Raw genomic sequence first — 24,727 nt, 5'->3', positions numbered from 1 at the left:
GAGCCGCACCTGTGAGTCCATCCCGGTTGGTCAGATCCCGACAGGGCCCGGGTCGATCAGCCCGAGGGTCATCCACTGCTCCGGGGCCACCAGGGCGCGGAACCCGATCTTCTCGTACACACCGTGGGCGTCCTTGGTGGCGAGCGTCAGCCGGCTCAGCCCGCAGGGCGTCAGATGGTCGGCGATGGCCTCGACCAGGGCCGTGCCCAGGCCCTTGCCGCGGTCGTCCCGGCAGATGTAGACGTCGCAGAGCCAGGCGAAGGTGGCGTGGTCGGTGACCACCCGGGCGTACCCGGCCTGGCGGCCGGAACCGGAGGCGTACAGACCGAAGTTGAGCGAGCCCGCGACGGCGCGGTCATGCAGTTCCCGGGGGCGGTCCACGGCCCAGTAGGCGTCGGTGGCGAGCCAGTAGTGGACCAGGTCGGCGTCCAGGCGGACCGGGTCGGTGGAGATCTCGTAGCCGTCGAGGGCGCGATCATTCATGCCGGGAGGTTGGCAGAAGGGCGGGGCCGGCGTCGAACCGGTATACGAGCCGCGGCCCGGCGGCCGGCTGCCCTCCTCCCCGCCGTCAGCTCACCGGCACTCCCAGCTCCTCGCACGCCGCCCGGAGCCGGCGGACGCCCTCCGTGATCTCGCCGGTGCCGGACGCCGACGCGAAGCTCAGCCGCAGATGGGCGGCCGGCGGCTCGGCGGGGAAGTACGGGCGGCCGGCCGCGACCGCGACGCCGGCCCGCAGCGCCGCACCGGTCAGGGCCGCCTCGTCGGTACCGTCGGGCAGCCGCAGCCAGAGGTGGTAGCCGCCCGGCGGGACATACAGGCCGCCGGGCGCAGGGTCGTGGCCGTATGCCGGCCCGGGCCCGGGCTCCTGCCCGGCGAGCGCCGGCAGCTGCTGGTGCAGCGCGGTGGTCAGGGCGTTCCGGCGGGCGGTCAACTCACCGGCGATCAGCCGCAGATGGCGGGGCCAGGCGGGCGATCCGACGAGTTCCAGGGCGGCTTCCTGCAGCGGCCGGGGCACGAAGAAGCTGTCGACGACCTGGATGGCGCGCAGCCGGTCGAGCACCGGTCCGCGGGCCGCCAGGGCGCCCACCCGCAGATTGGCCGAGGTGGCCTTGGTCAGCGAGCGGACATGGACGACCGTGCCGTCCCGGTCGTCCGCGATCAGGGTCGGCGGGGGCGTGGGGGCGTCACCGTGGACCAGCAGCCGCGCGAAGTCGTCCTCGATCACGAAGGCGCCCGCCGCGCGGGCCACCCGCAGCACCTCACGCCGCCGCTCGGCGGCGAGCACCGCGCCGGTCGGGTTCTGGAACAGCGGCTGGCAGACGAACAGCCGCGCGCCGCTGACCCGGAAGGCGTCGGCGAGCAGATCCGTACGGACCCCGTCCGCGTCGAGCGGTACGGGCACCGGCCGCAGCCCGGAGGCGCGGGCCACGGCCAGCATGCCCGGGTAGGTCGGGGACTCGACCAGCACCGGAGCGCCGGGCGCGGCGAGGGCCCGCAGCGCGGCGGTCAGCGCGCTCTGGCCGCCCGCGGTGACCAGGACATCGCTGGCGGCGAGCGGGCCACCGGACCCGGCGATCTCCCGCGCGAACCAGGCCCGCAGCTCCGGGACGCCTTCGACCGGGGGCCGTCCCCAGGCTCCCGGCCGGCGTCCGGCGCGGGCCAGTGCGGCGGCCAGGGCGCGTTCGGGCTGCAGATCGGAGTGCAGATAGCCGCCGTTGAGCTCGATGACGCCGGGGCCCGGGACGCCGAGCGTGGCCACCACACCCGAGGCATCGACGCTGCGCGGCACCTGGTCGCCGCCCGGCTCCGCGCTCAGCGCGATCTCCTGCCAGGAGGTGTCGACCGGCCGGGGCGCCTCGCTGCGCGGCTCGGCCCGGAAGGCCCCGGCGCCCGGCCGGGTGGTGACCAGGCCCTCCGCCGCCAGCTCGGCGAGCGCCCGGGAGACGGTCACCGGGCTGACCCGGTGCCGCTCCACCAGCGCACGACTCGCGGGCAGCTTCTCACCGGGAGAGTAGCGGTTCAGCTCCGCACGGAGGATCGCGGCCAGTTCGGCACCACTGCTACGCTGTTGCATGAGAGACCACGATAGCGCTACTGCCACCGTCGCGATAGCGGTCAGCACCCCGGAGGCCGCCGGCCAGGACACCCCGACGGCGGCCACCGCCCCCGCCCGCGGCCCGCTCGTCGGCCGCGGCGCCCTGCTCGCCGCCCTCGGTGTGGCCGCCTTCTCGCTGACCTTCCCCGCGACCGCCTGGGCGCTGGAGGGCATGGGCCCCTGGACGGTGGTGATGCTGCGCAGCGTGCTGGCCGCCGTACTGGCCGGCGGCGCGCTCGCCGTCTTCCGGGTGCCCCTCCCCGAGCGGCGCCACTGGACGGGCATCGCGGTGGTCACGGGCGGCGTCGTCCTCGGCTTTCCCCTGCTGACCACCCTCGCCCTGCAGACCTCCACCACCTCCCATGCGGCCGTCGTGATCGGCCTGCTGCCGCTGACCACGGCCGCCTACTCGGCCGTACGGACCGGGGCCCGGCCCTCCCGGACGTTCTGGATCGCCTCGCTGGTCGGCGCCGCCGTCGTCATCGGCTTCGCGGTGCAGCAGAGCGGCGGCGCTCCGGGCCGCGGTGATCTGCTGCTGTTCGCGGCGCTGTTGGTGTGCGCGGCCGGCTACGCCGAGGGCGGCCGGCTCGCCCGCCATATGCCGGGCTGGCAGGTGATCGGCTGGGCGCTGGTCCTGGCACTGCCGGTGACGGTGGCGGGCGCCGCGGTGGCGCTGTCCACCGAGCCGCTGCGGCTCACGGCGCATGCGGTCGGCGGACTGCTGTGGCTGGCGACCGGCTCGACGTTCCTCGGGATGGTCGCCTGGTACCGCGGTATGGCCGCGATCGGCATCCACAAGGCGAGCCAGCTGCAGCTCGCCCAGCCGCTGCTGACCCTGGTCTGGTCCGTGCTGCTGCTGGGCGAGCAACTGCCGCCGGCCGCCCCGGCGGCGTCGCTGGCGGTCCTGGCGTGCATCGCGGTCACCCAGCGGTCCCGCGGGTGACGGCCACGGCGCCGGAAGGGGATGAGTCGGTACTTACCGGGTGCAGCCGCCACCTGCGGACGTAAACTTGCCGCGACGGCAGATACCGCCGCCCGGGCCGCTCCCGGCCCGTGAACCGTTGAAACCGTTGGCCGTTCAACCGTTGGCCGTCACGCTGTCGGCCGAACCGGTCGCACGGCCGCCCCGAAGCGGGGAGGACCCTCATGCACGCAAGCAGGGGCGACCGGCTGGTGGTGCACGGCAGGACCGTCGGGCATCACGACCGGGTTGTCGAGATCATCGAGGTACTGGGCACGAACGGCGACCCGCCCTACCGTGTCCGCGCCGAGGACGGGCACGAGGCGATCATGTCGCCCGGCCCCGACTCCGTCGTCCGGCACGGCAAGACCACCGACGTGGACTCCGGCCGGTAGCCGGACCCCGTACGCGGATCGCCACCGCGGCCGTGCGGACGGTTTCGCCGCCCGCGCGGACCGCCCCTATGGGCGTGCCGTGCTCCCGTAGTGGTCACGCACGACCCGCGCCATGGCACCGGCCCGGTCCCTGACCACCTCCTTCGCCGAGAAGTAGACATGGCCGCCCACCTGCGGGTAGCCGCGGGCGAAGGTGAGATGGCGGGAGAGTTCGGCCGGGTTCTTCCAGGCGGCGGGCTGGGCCTCGCCGGCCTTGTAGAGGGCCTCGCCGATGTAGAGGTCCACTCCGGTGCCGTCGACGGTCCGGGCCCACCAGGGCACGAGTTCGGCGTAGTCGGCGGGCGTGGAGCCGAGGGGCCAGTAGACCTGCGGCACGATGTAGTCCAGCCAGCCCTCGCGCACCCAGCGACGGGTGTCGGCATACAGATCGTCGTAGGTCTGCACCCCGGCCTGCGTACGGGAGCCCTGCGGGTCGGTGCCGTGATTGCGCCAGACCGCGAACGGGCTGACCCCGAACCGCACCCGGCGCCCGGCCCGCTCGTTCCCGTCCCGGAGCTTCCCGGCCATCTCGTACACCAGCCGGTCGATGTTGTCCCGCCGCCAGGCGGCCCGGGTCGCGAAGCCGCTGCCGTACTCGTCGAACGCCGCATCGTCGTCGAAGCGCTGCCCGGCGACCGGATACGGATAGAAGTAGTCGTCGAAGTGCACCCCGTCGACGGGGTAGCGCCGCACCGCGTCGAGCATCGCGTCCTGGACGAAGCTCCGGACCTCCGGCAGTCCGGGGTTGTAGTAGAGCTTGCCGCCATACGGAAGGACCCAGCGGGGGTGCCGGCGGGCAGGGTGGTCCGGTGTCAGCCGGCCGGGGTCGGTGTGGTTGGCGACCCGGTACGGATTGAACCAGGCGTGCAGTTCGAGACCCCGCCCGTGCGCCTCGCGGACCGCGAAGCCGAGCGGGTCCCAGCCGGGATCGCGGCCCTGCTGCCCGGTCAGATACTGCGCCCAGGGCTCGTACGGGGACGGCCACAGGGCGTCCGCGGTGGGCCGCACCTGGAAGAACACCGTATTGAGCCGGCGGGCGACGGCCGTGTCGAAGAGGGCGCGCAGTTCGCGCTGTTGCTCGGCGGGGCGGAGCTTCGCGCTGGTGGGCCAGTCGAGGTTGGCGACGGTCGCCAGCCACATACCGCGCAGCTCGCGCCGCGGCGCCCCGCTCGCGGACCCCGTGCCCGTGGCGAGCAGTGCGGAGGCCGCCCCCACAGCGGCAGTGGCAAACGTTCTGCGGGTGATCCGTCTCATCAAAAGTCCCCAAGTTGTCCGGTTAGTCCGTCTTGAGGGCTCAGAATGCCCGCCCCGGCACCCGTGACCCAGCACCGCGCGGAGTAACGTCGGGGTCGAGGCGGGCGCCGGACCCTTACGGCGTACCGCCGGTCCTGAAGATCAGCGAAAGGCACGATGTGACCGACATCGAACGCGTCGGAGTGGTCGGCTGCGGCCAGATGGGCGCAGGCATCGCCGAGGTGTGCGCCCGCGCCGGACTGGACGTCATGGTCGCCGAGACCACCGGCGAAGCTCTGGAGCTGGGTCGCACCCGTTTGACCAACTCTCTCGGCAAGGCCGCCGAGCGCGGCAAGATCACCGCCGCGGAGCGCGACGCGACGCTCGGCCGGCTCAGCTTCACCACCGACCTCGGGGAGTTCGCCGACCGCGATCTCGTCATCGAGGCCGTGGTGGAGAACGAGCAGGTCAAGACCGAGATCTTCCAGGTTCTCGACCAGGTGATCACCCGTCCGGACGCCATCCTGGCCTCCAACACCTCGTCGATCCCGCTGGTGAAGCTGGCGGTCGCCACCTCCCGTCCCGACCAGGTCATCGGGATCCACTTCTTCAACCCGGCACCGGTGCAGAAGCTCGTCGAGCTGATCCCGGCCCTGACCACCGGCGAGGAGACCATCAAGCGCTCCGAGGCGCTGGTGCAGGACGTGCTGGGCAAGCATGCGATCCGCGCCCAGGACCGCTCGGGCTTCGTCGTCAACGCCCTGCTCATCCCGTACCTGCTCTCCGCGATCCGGATGTTCGAGTCGGGCATCGCCAGCCGCGAGGACATCGACAACGGCATGGAGCTGGGCTGCGCCCACCCGATGGGCCCGCTCAAGCTGACCGACCTGATCGGCCTGGACACCGTGGCCTCGGTCGCCGAGTCGATGTACCACGAGTACAAGGAGCCCCTGTACGCCGCTCCCCCGCTGCTCGCGCGGATGGTCGACGCGGGCCGGCTGGGGCGGAAGTCCGGTTCGGGGTTCTACGCGTACTAGGGAGTGCGTGCGGCGACGCCGCCAAGTGGCGCTGTTCCAGGGTGAGTTCATTCTGGAACAGTGCCGACGGCCGGCCCGCCCCGGGTGGCTCTCGCCACCCCCGCCGGGCCCCTTCCGCACACCCTCGGACGACAGACGCGCCGCTACACGCGGGCACGGCCTGATGAGCGTCATCGATCGCTGGCGAATCGACTCTGGCCTGGGGCTTTACGCCTTTCAGAGCTGTTGGGCCCTGTCCCGCGTTCCCGGCGAGCGCAACTTCGCCATCAAGGGCGACCTTGCCCGCGCCATGATCGAACGACCCGTGGTCTCCCCATTCCCCATCGCCTGGGTCACCGCCGATTGCGCCTACGGGAAGGACTCGCGTCCTCTCCCGATTCGCGGGGATCGCAGACGTCAATCTAGTATCGCCCCTGCTCATGCCATGTGGTTACGGTCGTACCGAGCTGCCTGGCATGCGCTGAAGTCGTGACAGGTCGACACAAGCAGGGGTGCGGGGCCGGATGGGCAGCGGGCTGTCGACAGGGACGGCGGAACTGCGCGCGCAGATGGCCGCGTTCCTACGCGGTGAAGGGGATCCGCAGGCGCTGGTCGAGGCCGCGCAGGGCGCGGAGCTTCTGCTCCCCCTGCTCGGTGAAGGCGCCGTGTGGAGTGGCGAGTTGGACGACCTTCGCTGGCTGTTCGCGTTCACCAGCACAGGTGAGATGCACGCCTTTCTGCAGCAGAAGTGGGCGGCAGCCAAGCCCGACGAACTGCCCGCCGAACTGGCCCGGTACGTACGCTACCTGCGCGTGAGCGGTGAGGAGCTGTTGCAGGAGCTGCTTCCTGAGCTGGTGGAGCGGGACCGGGTTCCGATGGGCGTCGTGGTGGATGTGTCCTCTGGACTTCGCGCCTTCCTGCCACCCGTGTCCGGAATCGTGCCGGATGGGATCGCGCTCGATAAGGAATCCGTCGCCAAGGGGGAGCTTGCCGCATGGTGAGCGGTGGTGATTTCGGGGTCGATCCGCAGATCCTGAAGCAGGTGTCCAAGGGCATCAACGATGCGCTGGACGAGCTGAAGAAGATCACGGATGCGACTGAGGCGTCCACGGGTCAGGGCTTCTCCGATCTGTCGGTGTCGCCGACCGTGATGGGGCACTCCGATGCTTCCCAGATGCTGGACGACTTCGCCAAGCGTTGGGGCTGGGAGGTCCAGGCGCTCCTGGACGAGGGCGACGACGTGGCCGGGACGTTGGATCTGAACGCGGGCTACTACCAGGAGGCGGAAGAGTACGGCACGGACGTCCTCAAGGACGTTGTGCTGTCCGCGACTGCGGACCCGACGCTGACCTCGGAGAATGCGGAGAAGATGTCCTGGAGCCAGGTGGGCGGCAAGATCAAGGATGCCTACACCCCCGACTACTCCATGGACAGTTTCAAGGACGCTTCCCAGGAGAGCCGGAAGAACCTCTCCAACGCCTGGACGGACGTCACCGAGACCGGAGTGATCGGGAGCCACATCGGGGTGGTGAAGGCCGTCGGCTCCGCAACCTTCAGCGGTGACAACGACGGGCAGGACGCCGACACTGCGGCGAAGGGGAAGTGATGGGCCTCTTCGACGATCTGGACCGCGCCACCCAGTCGGCCCGCGACGCCTTCGCCGACGGGGTGCAGACCGTCGCCCACGGTACTTCCAAGCTGCTTGATGAAGCGGGCGCACACGACTGGGCGGACAAGGCCGACGCAGCCGGCTCCTGGGCGGCCAATGAGCTGGGTGCCCAGACCCGCGAGCTAGAGCTGAACGAGACCGACGACCCCGCCCTGCTGCTGCACGGGGACGCGAGCAGCATCCGTAAGTCCGCCGGGAAGTTGAAGAAGTTGGGCGCGGCCTTCGAGCGTACCGGCTCCGCTCTGCGGAAGATGGATCCCTCGGACTGGCACGGACAGGCCGCTGCCCGCTTTCGCGAGAAGGTGCAGACCCACCCCAAGCGCTGGTTGAGCGCCGCCGACTCGTTCGAGGACGCGGCCGCTGCGCTGGATCAACGCCGACACGGTCGAGTGGGCGGGTAAGCAGGCCCGCGAGGCGGTCGAGCGGTGGAAGCAGGCCCAGAAGCAGACCGCGGCGGCCGTGAAGCAGTACCAGCGCAAGGTCGACGACTACACCCAGCAGGCCAACGCCGCCGGGCACCAGCCTCCGCAGGAGCCGGGCCCGTTCCACGACCCCGGCACCGAGGGACGCGAGTCCGCAGAGCACCTGCTCAAGACGGCCCGCAGCCAGCGCGACAGCGCCGGCGCCCAGCTGGCCGTGAAGCTCGCCCGAGGCACCGGCCGAGCCCCAAGGCTTGGACCGCCTCAAGCGCGAAGCCGGCAACACGGTGAAAAACCAGCTGGTCGGGGCCGAGCACCAGCTGGGCGGCATCCTCAAGACCGGCACCTCGTTGCTGCGCCTGGTCCGCACGGTCAACCCCCAGGACCCCTACAACCTGACCCACCCGGCCGCCTACACCACCAACCTCACCGGTGTCGCCGGCGGCCTGATTCACACTGCCAACCACCCCACCGAGCTGGTCAAGGGCGTCATCGGCGAGGGTTGGAGCACCGACCGCAACCAGGCCATCGGCGCCTTCGCGACGAACTTCATCGGCGGCGGAGGCGCCGTGAGCAAGGTCGGCGCCAAGGCCGCCGCCCACGGCATGGAAAGCGCTGCCGCCAAAGACGCCGCCAAGACCGCCGCCAAGGACTCCGCCGGCGTTGCCGGGCACGGCGATGACGCGGCCGACACAGCTCGGCATGCCGATGATGCGGCAACGCATTCCGATGATGTTGCCGAGCACGCCGATGATGTGGTCGAGCACCCCGATGACCCCGCCGGGGCGGGTAGGGATCTGGACCCGGACGACCCTCGCAGCCTTCCCGCAGCCGTAGACAAGAGCGTCGACATCGACAGCATGAGCCACAAGCCGGTGTGGCGCGAAGACCACGAGCCGCTGTACCGCAACGACAACCGCCATCCCGAGGAGATCTTCGACCAGGGCTTCCATCCACGCGACACGTCCAACGCAGACCTTTATGGCTATGTGGAGGGCAACCAGGCGTCGGCCTTTGTGGGCACCACCAAGGACGCCGATGCTGACTGGCTGACCAAATACCGGTACGAGGTGGATGCTCCCGGCGGCATCGACGTCAACCAGACCTTGCCGAACAACAAGTACCGAGGTGAGGAGGAGATCGCCTTCGCCGGGGGCATTGACCGCAGGCACATCAAGGGTGCCTGGGAGATCCTCCCCGGCGGGACCAAGGGAGAATGGATGCCGAACCCCCAATACGAGCCTCATATCCCCAAAAAGCCCGTCGATCCCGCCCCTGAAGCACCGCCCGCCAGTCAACTGCCCGAAGGATGGACCCGATGAGTGGCTACCTGGTCCCCGACCGTTTCGAAGTCCTCGCCTTCAACGGCGACCAGCAGGCCGACGCCGTCCTGCACTGGGAGGGCGAGAACCGCGATTTCACCGTGATCGCCGACGGCCCTTGGGGGAATGTCACCGGCAGAGCAGATGACTGCTTCGAGGCTCTCACCCGCATCCGCGAGCAGATCGAACCCCGGGGGTGGCTCCTGGGTGTCAACGGCTCGCGTCGCGACACCTGGCCCTCCGGGATGTGCCGTGGGACCGGGGGTTTCCTCGTCTACCGCCTCAGGCCCGGCCTTCGCCCCACCAGCGCCGATCGCATCCAGACATTCCAACCCGCACCCCGCGAGACGCTGGCCACTGTCGCCGAGCAGATCGCCTTCGAAGAGCAGTGGAGCCAGTCGCTGTGACCACCCCGTCCAGCCCTGCCCCCGCCGTTCCCCCGGTCACCGAGGCTCTGCGCGCCCAGGCCGCACAGCAGCGGGGCGGCTACGTGTACGCGATCGACCCGCACTTCGACCCCAGGGGCGCCGTCCCCCCGTACGGCATCGTCGGCGGCTGGTCCGTCGGCAGCTCCGGCCAGCTCATTTCCTTCAAGCACAACCCGAACTACCGCCCGTCGCCGATGGCGTTGGAGTTCCCGTCCCCTGTCACCGCCCTGGACGAAGCCCTGCAGCGCGCCGTCACCGGTTATGGCAGCGAGCAGGAACTCCTCGCGGCCTTCCGCGACGCCACGCTCATCCTGTTCACCCAGGAGGGGCAGACCGGCCTCTACACCATCGTCGAGGACGACGGCAGCCGCTACATCCCGGCCTTCACCCACCCCACCCACGCCCCCGACACCTGGCACCAGTGGCAAGAGACCACCGGCCATCACCTCGCCGCCACCGGCCTCCCGATCCGCCTCAACCCCGGCCACCGCATCAGCCTGACCATCCCGGGCGAGGCCGGGAATCAAGTCGGTGGCGAGAACGCCGGCCCCAACTCTTCGCCCTCCACCTCGTCCTTCGGCCTCCCCGAGGCCCTCGTGGATGCCCCGCTGCTCGCCACCGGCCTGCTCGCGGCACTCAGCCGCCGACGCCGCACGGCCCTGTGGCAGTCCGCCATGGGCGCCAAGGGCCGCCGCACCCCGGAGCTTCGCCGGCCAACGGGTGTCGCCGCCGATACCCAGGATGCGCTGCTCGTCGGGGCTGACCCGCAGGCCGTACACGATCTCGACCATGCCCTGAGGGGACTGGCGTCGGCCTTGACCGTCGAATCGCGCACCCTGCCGACCGTCTACGTTGCCTGGCTCACCGACAGCGAGCTCACCCTCCAGCTCGCCCATCCCGCAGGTAAGCCCCCAGCGCCATGGCAGCTCGGTCAGAACGAGACGTTCTGGCGCATCCAACGGACCGACATCCCGGTGCACGAAACAGACACCGGCACTGCCGCCCCCTACCCGGGTCTGGTCAGCCTCGGCAGCCTCGACGGCGCGCGCCTGCTGCTGAACCTCGAAGCCGCTCCCGGACTCGTCTCGCTCACCGGCACGCACGCGGACCGGAGTGCCGTCCTCACGTCGGTCGCCGCGGAACTCGCCACCAGCGGCTGGTCGGACCGAATGACAGTCACCCTCGTCGGCTTCGGCACGGAACTCACCACGCTCGACCCCACCCGCGTCCGCCACTTCGACGACATCGAAGCCCTCCTGGAAACCATGGGCGCTGAAACCCGGCAGCGGCGCGGTGCCCTAGCCATGGCGGGCCACGACTCCGTACTCACCGGCCGCACCGGCTCCGCACAGCAGACCCAATGGGCGCCCCACCTGGTCCTCCTCGCCGCACAGCCGACCGAGGATCAGGCAGCGAAGATCGCCGAGCTCGTTGCCGACTCCGGCCGACTGGGCATCAGCTACCTGGCCGCCACCGAGGAGAACGGCCTGCCAGGCGCGACCTGGAAACTCGAAATCACCCCCGACGGACGCCTCCGGGCCCCACTCCTCGGCCTGGAACTGCAAGCACAGCTCCTGCCCCAGGCCCAGTACGATGCCGTGGTCCAGCTCTTCGCCGGCGCCACACCCGACGACGACCGCGACCCGGACCCCAGCACCCCGCAGTTCATAGTTGACATCACCCCGAGCGGACGACCCGCGGTGTACGCACGGCTGGTCGGCACCTACCAGATCACCGGCCTCGACGCACCTGACGCCGAGCACAGCCCGCTTCTCCACGAGGCGCTGGTCATGCTCCTGCTCCATCGCGAAGGAGTGCACCCGCGCGTTCTGGCCTCCGGGCTGTGGCCCCGCGGCGTAACCGAGGATGTCCGTGACGCCCTCATCGAACTCCTGCGAACCTGGCTGGGGAGCGACCCCGACGGAACCCCGCGGCTCGGCACCGAAACCACCGGTCGGCTCACTCTCGCGCCGTCCGTCGTCTCCGACCTCGACGTGCTCCGCACCCTCCACTACGAGGCCACCGCGGGCAGCGGCGCAAGTAACGCACACACACGGGAACGCCTGCTCAACGACGCCCTGGCACTCGCCCACGGCCCCCTGCTCGCAAACCGCCCACAGGGCCGCTACACCTGGCTTTCCCACGAGATCAGCGAGGTCCAGCTGTCGCTGCTGGTGGCAGACGTCGCACTGGCCCTGTCCGCCCACCACTTGGAGGCCGACAACCCGACACCAGCGCTCAACGCCCTCAACACGGCCTTGACCACCACGCCGACGGACGAGCGACTCTGGAACGAACTTCTACGCGCCGCACACGCCACAGGCGATGCGGCCAAGCTCGAATCAACAGCAGCATCGCTCATTGCCCGCAATCACGAGCACAGCGGCGGCGCCCGTAGCCTCCCGCCCCGCACCGAGGCCCTCCTCGACGAGCTCTTGCCGTCCTGGCGTGACGCCCAATCTGCAGCAGAATGACGCCCAATCTGCAGCAGACCCGCGCGGAGTGGCTTGGGCACACCTCGCCGTAGACCACGGCTGGAGCACTACGCTCATTTCATGCCCGAGACAGACAAGCGGGGCCTCTCCGTCATGGACGAGTGGTTCGATCAAGTTCCATCATCGGGGCGGCTGGGGCGGAAGTCGGGGGCGGGGTTCTACGCGTACTAGGGAGTGCGTGCGGCGACGCCGTCAAGTGGCGCTGTTCCAGGGCGAATTCACCCGGAGCAGCGTCAATGGCGGCGCCGGTCCGGGTGACTCTCGCCGGGCTTCCCACCGACCGTGCGGGGCTGCGTCTACGGCCTGGCACCCACGTAGAAGCGCCAGATGTACAGGTCACCTCCGTTGGGAGACCTCTTCTGGAAGGTCCAGCCTTTCCTGAGGGGTACGGCCGTTACCTCCCAGGAGTCAAGGCCGATCTCAAACAGCATGTTGCCGTTGAACCAGACGTTGACGAACTGCTTCTTGCTGGATTCGTTCCTGACGACGGCGATCATGTCGGCATCAACGCTGACCGAGTACGACGTGCCTGACCAGGTGGCCCTCGTCACGGCGGGGAACAGGCCTTCGATCCTGCCGGCGAACTGAGCGAGCCCGCGGGTGGTGAGGGAGCCGTTGGCGGTGAGCGGATTCCGGATGGTGGTTGTGCCTCCTTCGTATGTTCCGACGTCGAGTGACTTATGGACCAGAAGACCTGCGCCTCCGCGAACCACAAGGGGGCTCTCGTTGTCGGGCCCCGTAATGCCGTCTACCGCACGGATCACTCCGTTGGCGGTGAGGGACCCGTTGGCGGTGAGGGACCCGTTGGCGGTGAGGGACCCGTTGGCGGTGAGGGAGCCGTTGGCGGTGAGCTCGCCCTTCGTGTGCGCGTTGGTCTTCACCACACTCAGGTTTCCCTTGACGGTGAGGTCCTTTTCGTCCAGCCATACATCGCTGAAGAACGCGACGTTCTGGCGACCGTTGGGGGTCACCCTGATCGTGTCCACCTGAAGCGGCTTTCCGGTGGCGATGGTGACCGTGTCCTCGGCAGTGAGGCTCTTCTTTGTGGTGAAGGGGCCGTTGGCGGTGAGCGTGCCCGCGTTCGCCGTCGCTCCGGCCTGGACGGTGAGGGCTCCGTAGACGGCGATCTGGCCACCGTTCTGCGGGATGCTCAGCCCGGCTTTGCCCTGGAAAGCCAGGGAGTTCTTCACGCTGATGCTGCCGGTAGAAGTGGCGCCCCCCACGCTGGTGACGGTGATGTCGGGGCCGTTGACCTTGAGGTAAGTGGTGAGGTAGCGGACTTCGTTGCCCATTTTCGCTTCGAGGGTGAAGCTCGTGTCGTCGACCAGGTTTTCCGGCGATTCCCATTCACCGTCTTTGGCCGGCGTGGACGAGCCCTGGGTGCCGTCCGGTTTCCGGTAGTACATGGTGTACGTCGCCTGGGGGGTGCCTTCCCAGTGGAGGGTGGCCTTGGTGTTGCGGCTGATGGCCACCCTGGCCGGGCGGAAGCTGTGCAGGTAGAAGGAGTCATCGCGCTTGCTGACCCGTCCTTCGCCTGTGCGTTCCTGGTAGGAGTCGTCCTGTCCGGTGGCCGAGGTGGACTCCTCCCAGAGGACGTCGACCGGGCCGATGCCGCCGTTGACCTCGATACCCGACAGCTTCAGTCCGACGCTCCAGGTTCCGTCGAACACGGCAGGCTCGTCCGGCGGCGGTGAGCAGGTGAAGATCGCCTGGTTGGGGTCGCGGATGTCGCGGTCGACGGTCCACCGTCGTTTGCCGTCGGGCACGGTCAACTCGTAGCGGATCAGGCCGGGTTCACCGGTCAGGGCGGATGCCTGGCGGCCGGTCGGGATGCGGACCTTGAACCACTTGCAGCGCACGGGCCAGGTGCCGCCGGACTTCACCCTGCCGTAGGTGAACGTCAGGTCGGCGTACTCCGGCTTGGCGAAGGTCGAGACGTGGATCGGGTCCGAGGGCACCATCTGGGGCGGGAGCAGCATGGGAAGGTCAGGGGAGGTCACGCTCGTGGAACTCCTCGCAAATAGGCGTCAGTTGGGCAAGGGCGCGGAGGTGAGGGTGGCGCTTCCCGCGCGGCGCCGCGGGCTGCTGCCGCCGGTTGCGGTCTCCTCGGTGATGCGGGTCCGGGTGCCGAGTGGGGTGCTGATGTCGAGGGTGAGGGTGAGGGTCCAGGTGCCGTCGAAGCGGGCGGGTTCGGCGGGGGTGAGGGTGAGGGTGGTGACGGTCGGGTCAGTGGTGGTGGTTTTGACCAGCCATTGCCGTCCTCGGCCGGGGCCGCGTTCGCGTTCCAGCCGGGTGCGCAGGATGACGGGTTCCCCGGCGCGCAGGGATGTGCTGTGGGCCGCGGGGAGGCCGAGGGCGATCCGTGTGCACCGCACTGGCCAGTCAGCGCGGCCGTCCGAGTGGTCCCCGATGGTGAGGCGTACGCGGTGGAGGGCCGGAACTCCTTGCGGTGTGGCCGTGGCCGGGGTGTGTTCCAGGCGGTATGGGAGGAGCAGGGTGGGGTCGGGGCTGGTCACGACTCGGTACCTTCCGGGGCCGGTGAAGGGGCGGGGGCCGGGGTCGAGCGGGCGTGTCCGGGGGTGGCCGGTTGGAGTTGGAGGTAGCCGGAGCGGGCGACGGGCAGGGGTGCGTCGGGGTGGGAGAGCTGGTCGGCGTGGTGAATGGCATGCTCGTCCCAGTCGGGCAGCGGCAGTCCGCTCGCGGTGCCGTCTGCGGGGATCGGCTCGGCCCAGGTCCAGTTGCCGTGCCAGGCCGCGGGGCGGGGCAGCACGAGGGACTTCTCCGGCGGCTCGGCCGACACCGTGAACCGGCGGACGGCGCAGCGCTCGTCGGCGGTACCGGTGTGCCGCAGCCTCAGGAACCGGGCCCCGAAAGGCACTTCGGGGGCGTAGCGGATCTCCGACACCCGGTCGTAGCTCCCGAGCGCGCTCCACTGCTCACCGTCCACGGACGCCTCCAGCTCGGTGCCGGCGGGGACACCGCTGCCGTCCGGCCGGCCGAGCAGGAGGTCCACGGCCGCCACCTGGCGTTCGGTGTGGAGGTCGAGCCGGACCCAGTCTCCGGTCGCGGGTGGTGCACCACCCTCGTAGTAGGTCGTCGGGTCACCGTCCGCCATGGCCGAGGCGGGCCGGCGGACCGTGGCCTCCACGGAGGCGGTGGCCCTCGGCGGGCCGAAGCGGTCGGGGGCGAGCAGGGGGTTGAGCCGGAAGGAGGCGCGGATCCGGGCGAGAGCCCGGTGGGTGGTGTCGGCATCCACGGAGACTTCGGCCACGGGAAGGATGTCGGTGGTGGCGTGGACGGCGGTGTGGGGGCAGGCGAGCAGAGTGAGTTCGTGGACGGCCGGGCGGTCGGCGGGCCGGGCGGGCAGGGTGAGGTGGGCGCCGGTGCCGATCGCGGTCACGTACGCGTTGGCCGGGCCGTCCGGGTCGACGGCGTGGAAGCGGTGGTATCGGGTCCGCCGGTCGTGGTCATCGGCGGCGAAGTAGCCGATGAGTCCGTCGCGGAGGCGGTCGGGGTCGCCGAGGCGGACGGTCCAGCGATACTCGGGGTAGTCCTCCTCCGGCGGGTCGAGGGCGCGGTTCCAGCTGGGGTCGGTCAGCGGCTCGCCCATGAGGTCCAGGCCGAGCCGGGCGCGGACCAGGGCGAACGGGCGACCGGTCAGCCGCACCGGGGAGCGGTCCTCGTCGGGCGAGGGTTCGAGGATGTGGTCGAGCGCGGTGTCGAGGGTCTTGCTGAGGGCGTCGAAGGCCTCGGGTCCGTGGCCCAGCAGGCCGTGGACGAAGGCGGCGATGTGCGGGTAGGCGGCGGCGAAACCGGCGTCGTCCGGATGTGGGTAGGGGGCGTGCGGGAGCGCGTTCCAGGCGGTCGTGCGGGTGTTCCGGGCGTCACGGACCACCCGCAGTTCACCGAGTGGCTCCCCGTCAGGGCCGTAGACCAGCAGGGTCTTGTCGAGGTGGTTGGCCAGCAGCCATCCGGCCACCGGTGCTTCTGCGCCGGGGAGTTGCACGGCCTCACCGGCTCCGGCTGCCTCACCTGCTCCGGCTGCCCCTCCGGCTCCGGCTGCCCCGGCCGGTGGCCGGTCGCCCCGCAGCGGCACGGTGTCCAGACGGACCCGGGCGGGCTGGACGAGCCGGGGCGGCAGTTGCACGAAGCGCTGCGCTCCTGGCGCGTCGGGGAACAGGTCCTTGTCCGGCAGGACGCTGTCCGCACGGACGGGCTGGAACTGGATGGGTTGGCTCTGGGTCGGCTGCACCAGCGAACACACCCGGCCGAAGCGGTCGACGACGACCAGCTCGATGAAGTGGAACTGGCCCGCCCGGAGGGGCTGGAAGCGCTGTTCGCCGTAGCCTTCCGCGCCGTCGGGGACGTGGTTGGTCTCACCGGCGAAGGCCAGGATTGACTGGTCGGTGACGGCCTGGGCGGCGCCGTCGTGCTGGATGAGCCAGTCGTGGAAGCCGTCGAGGGATTGGGAGAGCACGTCGATGCTCTCCAGTTCTTCACGCAGGGTGCGCAGTTGGCGGGCCACTTGCGGCGGGGCATGCGCGGCGAGCCGGCGGGCCTGTTCGCGCAGCACGTACCGCAGGGAGGGCGTGACGAAGGCGCGCCCGCCGAACGCGTTCCACCGGCGTCCGCCGTCGCCGTCGCCGGACGCCGCGCCCGTGCCCTTCCAGCGGTAGCGGTAGCGGTCGGGCTCGGGGTCACCCTCGCGGCCTTGGCCGAACTCCCAGTGGGGGGCGCTGTCCTGGCTGCTCTGGTAGGGAACGGCGCAGTACTTGAGCTCCCACTGGAGGTAGAGCGGGAGCCAGGGCTGGCGCCAGACGCGGGTGTACTCGGGCCACGGGCCCGCACTGTGGCCGGCCGGGTCGGCGACGAGGGCGTGCAGCGCGGTGCCGGTACCGTCGGCGGAGAGGGTTCGGACGGCGCGGTCGAGCAGGGCGAACTCGGCGATCACCGCCCTGATGAGGCCCGGGACCTGGGGCGTGTGGGCGGGGAGCAGCGGGTCGGCCGCGACGTCCGTCCAGGTGTTGTTGATCTTCGCTTTGGTGAGCAGCCGGGAGGGCAGGCGGCAGGGTAGCGGGTCGTCCTCGTCGCGGCCAAGCGGCTGGGTGGTGCCCGAGCCGGTCAGCGCGAGGACGGGGTCGGCGGGCCGGTAGTAGCTCTGCCGAGGCGTGCGCTTGAGCTCCAGATCGTCCGGCAGCTGCTTGGCTGCGGCATGCCGGCCGATCGCGGTCTGGATCTCTTCGGGGGTGCGGCCGTGCGGGACTTCGCCGCTCAGCCCTTCGACCTCCGCTTCGAGTTCCGTGACCGCCGTTTTGGCGTCGTGGATGCGCTGGTCCCAGACGCGCTCGTCGAAGGTGTGGTCGAGCGGGCGGCGGTCCTCGGGCAGGTGGCGCAGCCACCACAGGGTCCACAGGCGCCAGCGGGCGGAGGCGAGCCGGTGCCGGGCCTGGTCGTAGTCGTCCTGATCGCGGTTGAGGGTGGCGATCCAGTCGGGCTGCTCGGGCGGCGGGGCCTGGGTGTCGGCCTGATCGCCGGGCCGGTTGACGACCTGCCAGGTGGCGCCGCCGTCGTGGCCGCTGAACCAGGACCGGCGGGTGATCTCGTCCAGGGAGACCTGCCAGTCCGGGTCGTCGAGCTCGTCGGGGTTGCCGTGGAACAGTGCGCGGACCTGGTCGGCGAGCCGGCTGCCGCGGCTTTGGTGGTCGACGAGAGCGGCGACGGCGTCAGCGGTGCTGTGCCCGATCGCGACCTTGACGTCCCGGGTGGCGGGGCGGTCCGAGTCAGGGTGTCCGCCCTCGCGGTTCCAGGGGATGCCGAGGGCGGTGCCGACGTACCGGGTCCGGGTGACCGTGGCGGGCATGCCGTCGGGCGCGGCCCAGCCCAGGGCCCGGAGCACGTCGGCCGGGTTGTCGGGGTCGGCGTCGGGGGGCAGCAGGCCCTCGATATCGCGTGCGGTGTGGAGGATGTCGGCGTCGTCCTGGCTGTACCAGCCGATCACGCAGTAGCTGACGGTGCAGGGCGGAGGGTAGCTCTCATTGGCCTTGAGGTCGGCGAGGGTGTCGTGAAAGAGGAAGACGTTCTCGTGGTACGGGGCGAAGGCGGCGAAGGCGGGCAGGCCGCTGCCGATCGCGGTGAGGAACAGTGGACGCTCGGCGGGCTCCTGCCAGGGGCCGTCGGTCAGCGGGTGGACGCGGCCGATGTAGTCGGCGCGGGGCGCTTCCTTGGGGGAGGACGGATCGATGAACGGGGTGAGGGCCGACTCGGCGGGCCCGCCATCGGCCTTCTCCAGGTAGTCGCTGTGGACGAGGAACCCTGCGGCCTTCAGCTCGCCGCGCACCTCGGCATAGCGGATGACGAGCCAGCGGTTGGGCACCAGGGGGAAGGTACTGACGCCGGTGGCGGGGTCGATCGCGCCGGTGGCCAGCGCCTCGGGCAGCTGCCACTGCACATGGATGCCCTCGCCGGGGTTGCCCTCGGAGGCCTGGATGGGTGGCTCGACGTTGCTGCGGAAGTCCTGGGAGAACGTCCACGGGTAGCGCGGGGTCCAGCGCCGGAAGTCGTCGTGCAGGGCCACGGCGCGGGTGGCCAGCAGCGCGTGGACCTCGACGGGGACGATCAGGTCGGTGTCGGTCATCGGGCGGTCTCCTGGCCGGGCGTCGCGTCGAGGGTCAGGCGTTGTTCGACGGGGGCGTTGACGAGTTGCAGGGCGAACTCGCCGGGCGCGAGGTCCCGTAGAGCCGGGTCGAGGGCGGCGGCGAGGGCGGGCACCAGGCCCCGGTCGCCCCGAAGCGCCAGGACGTCCGGGCCGTTGTCCTTGGGCAGCCGCCGCAGATGGCGGGTGAGCAGGCCCCCGTCTGCCGGGTAGTCGCGGCGCAGCGGGTAGCCGAGGTTGTCGCCGGGCCGGTGGTCGCGCAGGTTGATGACGCTGTTGTCGCCGTCGCCGTTGTTGCTGTCGATGCCGAAGTGGATGCCCTGGCCGGGCTCCCGGATGACGATCTCGTCGGGCAGGGCGTCCAGGAGCAGCAACAGGGTGTCAGGGGCTGGATGGTCGCGGCGCAGTTCGCCGACGGGGCCGCCGTCAGCGGTGGCGAGAAGGTCGAACACCGGCCAGGCCTCGACGAGTTCGGAGCGGATCAGCAGTCCGGCGGCCGGGCTGGACGAGCCGGTGCGGGCACGGCGGCGCTCGGTGGCGGCGGTGAGCGCGGTGTCGGCGAGTGCGTCCAGGGAGGAGTGGACCCCGACGTCCCGGGCCCCGGCGAGCAGTGCCTCGATCCAGTTGCCGTCGACCCGGAACAGCCGGATCGACTCCGGGGGCAGCATCGCGGGGTGCGGCACCAGATAGTGGAACGGCACCCGGCGCAGCAGTGTCAGCTCGTCCAGCCAGGCGGGCATGGTGCGGGTGTGGCGTTCGGCGGTGGACTGCAGGGCCGCCGCCCGGGGTCCGGTGGCGAGCGTGCTGCGGGCGTCGGCCCGGGTGAGGCGGGTACGGCGGCTGCGGCGGGCCGGCAGCGGGGGCTGCTCGGCCGGGGCGAGCGGGCGGGCGAGCGCGTCGACCAGCTCGGCGGCGAAGCCGGAGCCGGCCAGTTCCCGCAGGGTCCGCCCGTCGAGATCGGCGGGGTCTGCGGCGGCGAGCGTGGGCTCGGCGGCGAGGGCCATCATCCTCGTGGCGGTGTTGGCCAGTTCGCGCCGCGCGCGGGTGATCTCCTCGCTGTAGTCGGGATCGCTCAGGGCCAGGGTGCGGCCCAGGGTCCAGGCGGCGGCGTAGGAGACGTCGAACAGGCCGTGCTCCGGCTCGTAGATCAGCGCGTGGTCGGCGGTGGTCTTCGGGGTGTCGCGGGCGAAGTCGCGGGTCTCGGCGGCGAGGACGGGGACGAACGGACCGCGGTACCAGCCGTAGGTGGTCTCCCCCGAGAGCAGCCGGTACGACAGCGGGGTGTAGCCCAGGTGCAGGCGGCTGTGGGCGTACCGCTCGGCGTCCGCCGTGGAGCGGGCCTCCACCGCTGTCTGCGGACGCAGCCGTAACGCCAGGTTCTCCCGGTCCTCCCGGGCCGGCGCCACCAGGTTGCCGAGCAGCGCGGAGGCGTCCCGGGTGCCGAGCGGGTCGCTGGTGAACGTCCAGGAGTGCAGTACGCACAGCCTCACGAGCCGTTTGTCTTCCGGCAGTTGACCTGGGCCGAGCCTGCCGTGGAAGCCCTCCAGAGACACCAGGTGTGCCGTGTAGGTGCCCGGTTGGCGCGGGAGGCGATTGGCGGCCAGCACGGCGTACTGGCCCTTGGTCAGGATCTCGCCGTCATCGCGCCGCTGCGGACGGGTGGAGACGTCGCGGACATGGGCGAGGTAGTTCAGTTCCTCCTCGCGCGGCACCAGAGTGGTGAACAAGTCGGCCGGGACGTCGACGCACTGGCAGCGGCCGGCCTCGATGCCGGGGGTGACGCCTACGTCGCTGAGGTCGGGGCCCAGGATGTCCCCGCCGGGGCGGCGCAGCTCGGCGACGGTGCGGGTGGCGGTCCGCCCCAGTCCCTCGGGGTCGTCGGGCAGTTCGCCGGCGTGGAAGACCATCAGCGCCAGCCAGGGGGCCTGTTCGGGAACCGAGCGGGCCAACAGCTTGCGTTCCCAGGGCAGAATCGACCGGTTCAGGGTGATGTGCGGGAGGGTGCGGCTGAAGTCGCCGCTGGCGCCCTCGGCCGGGTAGTGGGCGTGCACGGACGAAGGGTCGAGGACGAACCGGACCGCGCGGATCTCGAACTGCTGCGTGGTGGCGGGGATCGGGGCGTCCGTGTCGACGCGGACGCCGTCCTTGGTCAGGTGGTGTTCCGCCGTGAGGGTGTAGACGCCGGCGGTGGCCTTCGGACGGCGGTAGTCGTGGAAGGCGACGCGGAGGTCATCGGTGGCACTCAACGTCGGTTCACCTCTCGGCGGTGGTGGTCATGGGCGGGTTGGTGAAGGTGGTGCGGGCGAGGACCGCGTAGTCGCTCAGTGGATCGTCGGTGCCGGGGGCGAGGCCGAGACCGGCCAGGGCGGCGTGCACCGCGGAGCGGCTTTCCGCGGTGGCCCGCGCGGCGATGCCGGTGTCCGCGTCGAGGATGGTGGCGATGCTCTCCCTGTCCACCACGGACGGCGGTCCCTCCGGCTCGGAACCCAGCAGCGGGACCGGCGCGTCCGGCAGTCCGTCGGCGTCCAGGGCCTCGGCGTCGACCCGGCCGACGGCCGGGGCCAGCTCGGGCTCCGGAATCTCGAAGGTGATCCCGGCCAGACAGCCGCTGAGCAGGCCGTCGCCGTCCAAGACGTCCTTCGGGTCGCCCAGCGGCGCGCCCCACATCGCTTTGGGCATGTCCTGTCGGTAGGCGGCCACCGTCCACCCGGTGGGGGTGTATTCGGTCTCGAAGTGGCGCAGTGTGACGCGGTGTTCGGAGACGACCCCCTGCCCCTTCGGCCCCATCGGCCGGATGGTGATGGTCTCGTCGGCGTCCCCGGCAAACGGCTCACCGTTGAAGAGGACGCGGCCGGCGGGGACGGCGGCCTCGGTGCGCACGGAGAACCCGTCGGGGGAGACCAGCAGGGGCTCCCCCGCCTCGAAACGTGCCGCGGACTCCCCGGGATCGACGTCGACCAGCAGCCCGCGCAACGGGGCGATGGAGAGCGGGGCGGGCAGCTGGACGCTGAACTCCGGCCACTCGATCGCCGGTACACCGTCCCGGCTGCTGCCGAACTCGATGGTGAAGGAGATGAACCAGACCTTCACCTTGGCCCGCCCGCCGATCGGCGGCCCCCACAGATCCAGCGACACCCCGACTTCCAGGGAGACCCGGACCCGGATGAACAGCACCTTGACGGTGGCCGCGACACCGATGTTCAGGCCCATCGACAGGTCGAAGTAGAACGGCTTCCACTGCACCAGCGCGTCCAGCCACGCGGTGAACCAGGCCTGCAGCTGGATGCCGAAGCTCTTGTCGTAATTGGCGGACAGCTCGCCGCCGGCCATGAACGCGCCGTCGGTGAGTGCCGCGTACACCTGGCCGCGGAGGGTCACCGGGCCGATCGCCCACCGCCAGCCCACCCGTGGCGGGTTGGGGTAGTAGGCGGGCCGTTTGAAGCGGGGGTGGTAGCCGCCGAGGGTGAACACGAAGCCCTTGCCGCCACCGGCCGCCGTGCGGTCCTTGCCCCAGATGTAGAGGGACAGGCCGCCGGTGAGCTCGGCGGCCGGGTCGATGATGTACGAGCCGGGCGCGACGACCGCGTCCATCGAGAACAGGCCCTCATCGTGGTGGTAGCCGATCGCCAGGTCGACGACCAGCCGGGCGATCGGCTTCTTGTCAGCCTTGCTGCGCGGCAGGTCGATCGTGGTGCGGCCGATCAGCAGGACCTTCCAGGACTCGCCGCCCTCGACCAGCAGCAGTGCGCGGGAACGGATGAACTCGAACGAGCTGAACTCGATCCCGCCCGCCCCCCAGTACTGGCCCTCGCGCGGGGTGATCCAGCCGCCCGGTCCTGCGAGCTGCTCCAGCACCTGCTCCGGCGACTGACCGCTGCCACCGCCGTCCAGCCGGTTCACCAGCGGAAACTCGCCGACCTGGGCAATGGTCGGAGTGCGGACGGTGCTGTTGACGCCGAAGCCGAGCGAGATCGCGATCACCCGGAACGGGGGCGGCCCGAACAGCCCGCGCTCGCCGCCGGAGACCTCGCCGAACAGGAACATCGACGACCAGCCGTCCACCGCCTTGGCGTACGAGCCGGCGGCGTGCAGGGCGAAGAACCCGGTCTCGATCGCGGCGAGCCCGTTGAACTGCTCCTTGAGCCCCGGGGCCACCTCGGAGCCGGTACGACGCTCCACCATCCCGCTGATCTTCAAGGGTGGCTTGTCCAGCTCCACGCCCGCGCCGCGCAACCGCGGCGAGACGGTCAATTCCCCGTCGATCCCCAGCCCGAGCCCCATCAGGACCAGCCTGACCGGACCTACCGACAGCACGGCGTCGAGCGCGACGAAGATCTGCTCGCCCGCGAGTCCGACCCCGATCCGCGAGAACCGCACCGGGCCGCACACCAGGTCGAGATCGCGCGCCCCGCTCTCGTCCGCCGCGCGTACGGCGAGCGGGCCCCGGGAGGCGGCGACGGGTGTGCCGCCCGCGCCGGTGGTGATCGGCAGGACCAGCGGGGCCTGTGGCACTCCCCCGATGCTCAGCTCGATCTGGACGGCGATGCCGGGCCCGGCCGCCAGGTCGGCGGCGAAGCGCGGCAGCCTGCGCTCCGCCGCCGGATCGACCTGGTCCAGCGCGGAGTTGAGGGCGGTCGCCTGGTCGGCGGTCCATCCGGGGGGCGCCGAGGTGAAGGCGATGCCGTCGAGCACCAGGTCCGCGCCGGGCGGGACGGCCTCGCCGACCAGCGGCAGATCCGAGGCACGCGCCCCGAGCCGGGCCCGCACGGCGGCGGCGGTGCGGCGGGGACCACCGGGGCCGGCGCCGGGACCGCCGGCGTAGACCCAGCCCGTGCGCTCGGTCGCGGCTGTCAGCAGCACCTGGCCGGTCGCGGAGTCGTACCGCATCGCCAGGGCATCCAGTTCGGGTCGTAATACCTCGGGCAGATCAGGCATGCTGACGCCGAGTGCGGCCGCCAGGTCGGTCAGTGGCACGCCTGCGTCGGCGGCCCAGGAGGCGGTCACGACGTTCGTACCGGACAGTTCCTGGTACCCGACGTCGAAGGCCAGCACGCGCAGACCACCGAGATGGTCAGGGACCTGGACCTTGAGCGACCCCGAGACCTCCTTGTCGTAGTCATTGCCCGCCCGCCGCGACAGCTGAGCCAGCAGGGCGAGGTCGGCGTCGGCGTCGCCCAGCGGGAACCGGACGTCCGCCGCCACCCGGAACCCGGTGGTTCCCGCCCCCGTGTCGTACGCCACCATCAGGCGCTCCGGGAACATGTCCTTCAGGACGAGCGGCGGCGCGACGCCGAACAGCGCGAAGATCGCCTCGGCGACGTGCCACCCCGTTCCGGACTCGGGCTCCATGAGGAACTCAAAGCTCTTCTGCCCCGCATCGAACTCGAGCGCGCAGGTGATGAGGAGTGACTCCCCGTCCTTGACGGGGAGATCCGCCTGGACGTAGAGCGTGCGTACGGCGGCGCCCTCCAGCATGCGGATCTCGTAGACCAGCAGGACATCCCGCATGCCGATGCCGCTGAGGGCCGACAGCACGGGATGGCTCTCCAGCGACACGGCGATCCGGACACCGAGAATTTCCATGTCGTCGGCCACGGGTTCCGAATCGGCGGCGGTGAAGAACCGCAGGGAGATCTTCGGTGTGTCCGGGGCGACGGTTCCGCTGAGACGCAGACTGTCCGCGTCCACTTCGATTTCCGTGAGGCCGGCTCCGACGGTGAACCAGTCCGCGAGGGCTTCGATATTCACCGCATTCTTGAGTTCTGCCAAATCGTCCGGAAGTCCGTCGGGAAGAACCAGCTCCTGCCCTGCGGAAAGGCCGTTCAGCCATTCTTTGAGCGTGCCGAAGGTCATCGCATTCCCTTCTGACCGTTCGGCCACGCTGAGCACGGAAAGCAGCAGGCCGACGTGAAACTCGGACGAACGCTACAGTGCCGGAATCCCTATCGGAGATGATCCGGCCATGCGAAGGGCGACCGCCGCGGACGCTTTCGTCGACTTCCG

17 protein-coding genes and 1 pseudogene are annotated in these 24,727 nt (G+C 70.8%); 10 read left to right on the top strand and 8 right to left on the bottom strand.

What is annotated here, in order from left to right; all coding sequences use genetic code 11:
- Positions 1-30: 30 nt before the first annotated feature.
- Positions 31-483, bottom strand: coding sequence for a GNAT family N-acetyltransferase (locus SLV14N_RS32090; RefSeq protein WP_208685794.1), 453 nt, complete (start codon positions 481-483; stop codon positions 31-33).
- A gap of 85 nt (positions 484-568) precedes the next feature.
- Positions 569-2,074: a PLP-dependent aminotransferase family protein gene (locus tag SLV14N_RS32085; RefSeq protein WP_263272137.1), complete on the bottom strand. Its 1,506-nt coding sequence runs from the start codon at positions 2,072-2,074 to the stop codon at positions 569-571.
- Here SLV14N_RS32085 and SLV14N_RS32080 point away from each other — a divergent pair.
- Together SLV14N_RS32080 and SLV14N_RS32075 are read left to right on the top strand one after the other, a co-directional pair.
- Positions 2,073-3,038, top strand: coding sequence for a DMT family transporter (locus SLV14N_RS32080; protein WP_208685790.1), 966 nt, complete (start codon positions 2,073-2,075; stop codon positions 3,036-3,038). The two genes, SLV14N_RS32085 and SLV14N_RS32080, sit on opposite strands and share 2 nt — an antisense overlap.
- 203 nt (positions 3,039-3,241) lie before the next feature.
- On the top strand, positions 3,242-3,451 hold the full coding sequence (locus tag SLV14N_RS32075; protein WP_208685789.1) for a DUF1918 domain-containing protein: 210 nt from the start codon (positions 3,242-3,244) through the stop codon (positions 3,449-3,451).
- Between the two features lie 66 nt (positions 3,452-3,517).
- On the opposite strand, the gene SLV14N_RS32070 is transcribed toward SLV14N_RS32075, so the two are convergent.
- Positions 3,518-4,744, bottom strand: a complete 1,227-nt coding sequence (locus SLV14N_RS32070) for a glycoside hydrolase family 10 protein (RefSeq protein ID WP_208685788.1) — start codon at positions 4,742-4,744, stop codon at positions 3,518-3,520.
- 158 nt (positions 4,745-4,902) lie between these two features.
- On the opposite strand from SLV14N_RS32070, the gene SLV14N_RS32065 reads away from it, so the two are divergent.
- The 8 genes and pseudogenes from SLV14N_RS32065 (at position 4,903) to SLV14N_RS32035 (ending at position 12,051) form a co-directional block, all read left to right on the top strand.
- Entirely contained in the window at positions 4,903-5,760 is an 858-nt protein-coding gene (locus SLV14N_RS32065; RefSeq protein ID WP_026169294.1) for a 3-hydroxybutyryl-CoA dehydrogenase, read from the top strand.
- A 503-nt stretch (positions 5,761-6,263) separates the two neighbouring features.
- Positions 6,264-6,740 carry an SseB family protein gene (locus SLV14N_RS32060; RefSeq protein WP_208685787.1) on the top strand — a complete coding sequence of 159 codons (477 nt, stop codon included), beginning with the start codon at positions 6,264-6,266 and terminating at the stop codon, positions 6,738-6,740.
- A complete protein-coding gene (locus tag SLV14N_RS32055; RefSeq protein WP_208685786.1) occupies positions 6,734-7,345 on the top strand; it encodes a hypothetical protein in 612 nt (203 codons plus the stop codon). Before SLV14N_RS32060 ends, SLV14N_RS32055 begins: the two co-directional genes overlap by 7 nt.
- The gene (locus SLV14N_RS32050; protein WP_208685785.1) at positions 7,345-7,809 is read left to right on the top strand and encodes a putative T7SS-secreted protein; all 465 of its coding nucleotides are present in this window, start codon (positions 7,345-7,347) and stop codon (positions 7,807-7,809) included. Before SLV14N_RS32055 ends, SLV14N_RS32050 begins: the two co-directional genes overlap by 1 nt.
- A pseudogene (locus tag SLV14N_RS39005) lies at positions 7,769-8,020 on the top strand (putative T7SS-secreted protein); the annotation flags it as partial. The gene SLV14N_RS32050 and the pseudogene SLV14N_RS39005, both read left to right, overlap by 41 nt.
- Positions 8,021-8,081: 61 nt before the next feature.
- Positions 8,082-9,149: a hypothetical protein gene (locus tag SLV14N_RS32045; protein WP_208685784.1), complete on the top strand. Its 1,068-nt coding sequence runs from the start codon at positions 8,082-8,084 to the stop codon at positions 9,147-9,149.
- Positions 9,146-9,556, top strand: a complete 411-nt coding sequence (locus tag SLV14N_RS32040; protein ID WP_208685783.1) for a hypothetical protein — start codon at positions 9,146-9,148, stop codon at positions 9,554-9,556. The genes SLV14N_RS32045 and SLV14N_RS32040 overlap by 4 nt, the downstream gene beginning before the upstream one ends.
- Positions 9,553-12,051 (top strand): type VII secretion system-associated protein, encoded by a 2,499-nt coding sequence (locus SLV14N_RS32035; RefSeq protein ID WP_263272130.1) that lies wholly within the window; start codon positions 9,553-9,555, stop codon positions 12,049-12,051. Before SLV14N_RS32040 ends, SLV14N_RS32035 begins: the two co-directional genes overlap by 4 nt.
- A 317-nt stretch (positions 12,052-12,368) precedes the next feature.
- Here the strand turns inward: SLV14N_RS32035 and SLV14N_RS32030 are convergent, their stop codons facing one another.
- Genes SLV14N_RS32030 through SLV14N_RS32010 form a run of 5 tightly spaced genes read right to left on the bottom strand, consistent with a single transcriptional unit; the run spans position 12,369 to position 24,577 of the window.
- Positions 12,369-14,072: an autotransporter adhesin family protein gene (locus tag SLV14N_RS32030; RefSeq protein ID WP_263272128.1), complete on the bottom strand. Its 1,704-nt coding sequence runs from the start codon at positions 14,070-14,072 to the stop codon at positions 12,369-12,371.
- Between the two features lie 27 nt (positions 14,073-14,099).
- Positions 14,100-14,588 carry a hypothetical protein gene (locus tag SLV14N_RS32025; protein WP_263272126.1) on the bottom strand — a complete coding sequence of 163 codons (489 nt, stop codon included), beginning with the start codon at positions 14,586-14,588 and terminating at the stop codon, positions 14,100-14,102.
- On the bottom strand, positions 14,585-18,706 hold the full coding sequence (locus SLV14N_RS32020; RefSeq protein ID WP_263272124.1) for a discoidin domain-containing protein: 4,122 nt from the start codon (positions 18,704-18,706) through the stop codon (positions 14,585-14,587). The genes SLV14N_RS32025 and SLV14N_RS32020 overlap by 4 nt, the downstream gene beginning before the upstream one ends.
- Entirely contained in the window at positions 18,703-20,970 is a 2,268-nt protein-coding gene (locus SLV14N_RS32015; protein ID WP_263272122.1) for a hypothetical protein, read from the bottom strand. The genes SLV14N_RS32020 and SLV14N_RS32015 overlap by 4 nt, the downstream gene beginning before the upstream one ends.
- A gap of 7 nt (positions 20,971-20,977) precedes the next feature.
- Entirely contained in the window at positions 20,978-24,577 is a 3,600-nt protein-coding gene (locus SLV14N_RS32010) for a DUF6603 domain-containing protein (protein WP_263272121.1), read from the bottom strand.
- Positions 24,578-24,727 lie beyond the last annotated feature (150 nt).

The organism is Streptomyces sp. Je 1-4 4N24 (genome assembly GCF_026239515.1).
GTDB lineage: Bacteria > Actinomycetota > Actinomycetes > Streptomycetales > Streptomycetaceae > Streptomyces > Streptomyces nigrescens.
The sequence above is the reverse complement of the archived record's forward strand: the minus strand, read 5'-3'. Positions and strand labels throughout refer to the sequence as shown.